The sequence below is a fragment of the Ornithinibacter sp. genome (assembly GCF_035443565.1).
Lineage (GTDB): Bacteria > Actinomycetota > Actinomycetes > Actinomycetales > Dermatophilaceae > Fodinibacter.
In genome coordinates, this window is record NZ_DAORSO010000093.1 from 5,454 (window position 1) to 9,743 (window position 4,290).

Annotated in this window: 4 protein-coding genes; 2 read left to right on the top strand and 2 right to left on the bottom strand. The window is 72.0% G+C overall.

All coding sequences use genetic code 11. The annotated features are described in order from the left end of the window. A partial coding sequence (locus PLL68_RS10190) for a citrate synthase 2 (protein WP_324533731.1) occupies positions 1 to 1,109 on the bottom strand: 1,109 nt, incomplete at its 3' end. Positions 1,110 to 1,170: 61 nt separating this feature from the next. Next, a complete protein-coding gene (locus tag PLL68_RS10195; protein WP_324533733.1) occupies positions 1,171 to 2,163 on the bottom strand; it encodes an NYN domain-containing protein in 993 nt (330 codons plus the stop codon). 58 nt (positions 2,164 to 2,221) lie between these two features. Between PLL68_RS10195 and PLL68_RS10200 the strand changes: the two genes are divergently transcribed. Further along, a complete protein-coding gene (locus PLL68_RS10200) occupies positions 2,222 to 3,499 on the top strand; it encodes an MFS transporter (RefSeq protein WP_486657767.1) in 1,278 nt (425 codons plus the stop codon). A gap of 23 nt (positions 3,500 to 3,522) precedes the next feature. Further along, positions 3,523 to 4,236 carry a pyridoxamine 5'-phosphate oxidase gene (gene pdxH / locus PLL68_RS10205; protein WP_324533736.1) on the top strand — a complete coding sequence of 238 codons (714 nt, stop codon included), beginning with the start codon at positions 3,523 to 3,525 and terminating at the stop codon, positions 4,234 to 4,236. Positions 4,237 to 4,290 lie beyond the last annotated feature (54 nt).

The window sequence follows — 4,290 nt, forward strand, 5'->3', positions numbered from 1 at the left end:
GGGTCGAACCCGGCGACGTCCTCGAGCGGGCGCGGGCCCGGGCCGACGTAGCGTGCGCTCGGCCGGATGAGCCGCCCGGTGCGCTTCTGCTCGAGCACGTGGGCCGACCAGCCGGCCGTGCGGGCTGCCGCGAAGAGCGGGGTCATCATCGTGCCGGGGACGTCGGCGAAGTCGAGCAGCACCGCGGCCCAGTAGTCGACGTTGGTCTCCATGCGCCGCTCGGGGTAGCGCTCGGCCAGCTCGGCGATGGCGGCCTTCTCGAGCTCGAGGGCCACCTCATAGCGGGGGGCGCCCAGGCGCTGACAGGTGTCGCGCAGCACCGCGGCCCGCGGGTCGTACGCCCGGTAGACCCGGTGCCCGAAGCCCATGAGGCGCTCCTTGCGGTCGAGCACCTCCTTGACGTAGCGGCGCGCGTCGCCCATCTGCTCGACGCCCTCGATCATGTGCTGGGCCCGACTGGGGGCGCCGCCGTGGAGGGGTCCCGAGAGGGCGCCGATCGCGCCCGAGAGGCACGCCGCGGCATCCGCGCCGGTCGAGGCGATGACGCGGGCGGTGAACGTCGAGGCGTTCATGCCGTGCTCGGCCGCGGAGATGAAGTACGCGTCGATGGCCTCGACGTGCTTGGGGTCTGGCTCGCCGCGCCAGCGGATCATGAAGCGCTCGGCGATGGTGCGGCCCTTGTCGACCTCGCTCTGCGGCACCATCGGGCTGCTCTGGCCGTGGGCCGACTGGCCGATGAACGAGATGGCCATGACCGAGGCCCGGGCCAGGTTGTCGCGCACCTCGGCGTCATCGATGTCCAGGAGCGGCTTGAACCCCCACACCGGAGCCAGCTGGGCCAGCGCCGACTGCACGTCGACCCGGATGTCGCCGGAGTGCACCGGCAGCGGGAACGGCTCGGCGGGCGGCAGCCCCGGGTCGAACTCGTTGTCGACGAGCAGCCCCCAGACCTGGCCGAAGGAGACCCGGCCGACGAGGTCCTTGAGGTCGACGCCGCGGTAGCGCAGCGCCCCGCCCTCCTTGTCGGGCTCGGCGATCTCGGACTCGAACGCGATGACGCCTTCGAGCCCGGGACGGAAGTCAGGGTCGGTCGTTGCTGCAGTGCTCATGGGGATCCCCAATCGTGTGCCGGTCGCCGTTGTCGGGCGGCCCCATTGTGCACGCCGCGCGTCAGTTGGCCCCACCGGCCGTCCCGTGGGTGGACATCCGTCGGTCCCTGACGGCCATGGCTGGAGCGCCGACGTCGCGCAGCTCGAACAGGTCAGTCGCTTCGAGCAACTTGCTCAGCTTGGCGTAGCCGTAGTTGCGCGGGTCGAACGAGCTCTGGTTGGAGATGCGCTGCCCGACCGTGCTGACCCGGGCCCAGCCGGCGTCGTCGGCAGCACCTTCGACGGTGCGGCGCAGGAGGGCGACGAGCTTGGCGTCGCTGCGCAGCTGGTTGCGCGTGAGTCGGGCGGGGGTCTCAGGGGTGGCGGCCCGTTCGGTCGCCTTCTCCGCGGCCGCTTCAGCGGCCTTCTCCGCGGCTGCGAGGGTGGCTGCCTTCTTGCGCGCCGTCGTCTTCTTCGCGGGCGGCGCGGCGGATGCCGTGTCGAGGGCGGATGCCGTGTCGGCGGCGTTCGTCGTGGCGCCCTCCACCGTCGCCGCCCGTGCGGAGGCGCGTCGGCGCGGCGGCGCCGCGGGTGCCGACTCGGGAGCGACCGGTGCCACGGCATCCGGCAATGGGCTCGTGGCTGCGAGGCGGTTGAGCACGAGGAAGCGCGTGCAGGCGCTCTGGAAGGGCTGTGGCGTCTTGGCGTCCCCGAACCCGTAGACCTTGGCGCCGTGCTCGCGCAGGTGCATGACGAGCGGGGTGAAGTCGGCGTCGGAGGAGGCGATGGCGAACCAGTCGGGCCGCTGGGTGTGCAGGATCTCGACCGCGTCGACGGCCAGGGCGATGTCGCTGGCGTTCTTGCCCTTGCTGGGGTCGAACTGCTGCACGGGGCGGATCGCGTTGTCGTGCAGCACCTCCTGCCACGACTTCAGGCCGGTCTTGGTCCAGTTGCCGTACGCCCGTCGGATGTTGGTCTCGCCGTGGCGGGAGAGCTCGTCGAGGATGACGTCGATGCGGGCCGCCGTCGCGTTGTCAGCGTCGATGAGCAGGGCGATCTGGTCGGGCTTGTCCATGCCCGGACCTTATGCCCGAGGTGGCAGGTGGCGACGGGTCAGGCATGATCGGCCGGTGCTGCGCTCCCACCTGCCGGACCTGACGCCGTTGCGCGAGAACGCCGCGTACCGGCGCCTGTACGCGGGGTTCACGCTGTCCAACGTCGGGTCGCAGATGGCGGTCGTGGCGATCGGGCTGCAGGTGTACGACATCACCGGGTCAACGGCCTCGGTCGGGCTCGTGGGGCTGTTCGCGCTCGTTCCGCTCGTCGTCATGGGCCTGTACGGCGGGTCCCTGTCGGACCACCACGACCGGCGCACCGTGGCGCTGGCGGCCAACATCGTCGCGTGGCTGACCTCCATCGCGTGCGCGGCGCAGGCCTGGCTCGGCAACGACAACGTCTGGGTGCTGTACGGCATCGTCGCGGTGTGGAACGGGGCCTTCGGGGTCAGCTCGCCGGCCCGCTCGAGCATCTACCCGCGGATCCTGCCGCGCGAGCAGCTGCCCGCCGCGAACGCGCTCGGGGTGTTCGCCATGTCGACGGCGATGATGGTCGGGCCGCTGCTGGCCGGCCTGCTCGTCGACTGGGGCGGTTTCCGCACCGCGTACACGGTCGACGCGCTCATCACGATGGCGGCGCTGTGGGGGCTGTGGCGGCTGCAGTCGCTGCCGCCTGAGCCCCATGACGCCGGTGGCGCGACCCGGGCCGGCTTCGCCTCGGTGGTCGACGGGTTCCGGTTCCTGCGCACGGCACCGAACGTGCGGATGACGTTCGTCGCCGACATCGCGGCCATGCTGCTGGCCCAGCCACGGGTGATCTTCCCGGCGGCGGGGGCCGTGATCCTCGGGGGCGGGGCGCGCACCGTGGGCTACCTGTACGCGGCATCCGCAGTGGGCGCGGTGCTGGCAACCCTGGTCTCCGGGCGGCTGGGGTCGGTGCGGCGGCAGGGCGTCGCGATCATGGTGAGCATCGTCGGGTGGGGTGTCGGCATCAGCGGCCTGGGCGTTGCGCTGCTCGGCGCGGGGGAGTGGTTGACGCTCGACCAGGCGCTGTGGGCTTCGCTGTTCGCCATGGCCGTCGCCGGGGCGTGCGATGCGGTGAGCGCGGTCTTTCGCACGACGATCCTGCAGTCGGCGGCGCCCGACCGGATGCGCGGGCGCTTGCAGGGCGTCTTCATCGTCGTCGTGGCTGGTGGGCCGAGGCTGGGGGAGTTGCTCGGCGGCGTCGTCGCAGAGCGGATCGGTGAGGGGTGGATGGCGGTGTGGGGCGGCGTGGCCTGCATCGTGGCCATCGGGGCGCTCTCGCTGCGCCACCGCCACTTCCTGCGGTATGACGCACGGCATCCGACCCCCTGAGCAGGGCGGCCTACGATCGGGCCATGAACAAAGGACGAGTCGACGACGACTCCGGGCGCATCGCGGCAGCACGCTTCGACTACGACGGTGACGGGCTGGCCGAGGAGCAGCTCCTCGCGACGCCCTACGCCCAGGCGCGCCGCTGGGTCGATGACGCCGTGGCGCGTTCGCAGGTGGAGAAGGACGTCTTCGAGCCGCTCGCCATGTCCGTCGCCACGGTGGATGCCGCTGGCGTCCCGAACGTGCGCACCGTGCTGATGCGCTTCCTCGACGAACGAGGGCCCGGGTTCGTCACCGCGCTGACGTCCGCCAAGGGGCGGGAGATCGCGGCCAACCCCGTCATGGCCGTGGCCCTCACCTGGCCACCGATGTACCGGGCCATCCGCTTCCGCGGTCGGGCCGTGATGGTCGACCGGGCCGAGGTGCTCGACTACTGGCAGTCGCGGCCGTGGGCCTCGCGGATCTCGGCCTGGACCTCGCAGCAGTCCGAGCCGGTGGGCTCGCGCACCGACCTCGAGGAGGCCTACGCCCGCCGGGCCGCCGAGTTCCCCGACACCGGCGCCGAGTCCGACGTACCCGTGCCCGACTTCTGGGGCGGCTACCGGGTCGTGCCCGACGAGGTCGAGTTCTGGGCGGGTCGGCGCAACCGCCTGCACGACCGGCTCGTGTTCACCCGGGTCGGCGACGGCGACCTCGGCGACGCGGCATCCTGGTCGGTCAGCCGCCGCCAACCCTGACCCCATCCGCCCACCCGCCGCTACCTCCTGATCTCCCCACTTCGTGCGACTTAG

Excerpts from the sequence above, each read along its gene's own strand:
- PLL68_RS10195 (WP_324533733.1), bottom strand. The coding sequence starts at position 2,163 with ATGGACAAGCCCGACCAGATCGCCCTGCTCATCGACGCTGACAACGCG.
- pdxH (WP_324533736.1), top strand. The coding sequence starts at position 3,523 with ATGAACAAAGGACGAGTCGACGACGACTCCGGGCGCATCGCGGCAGCA.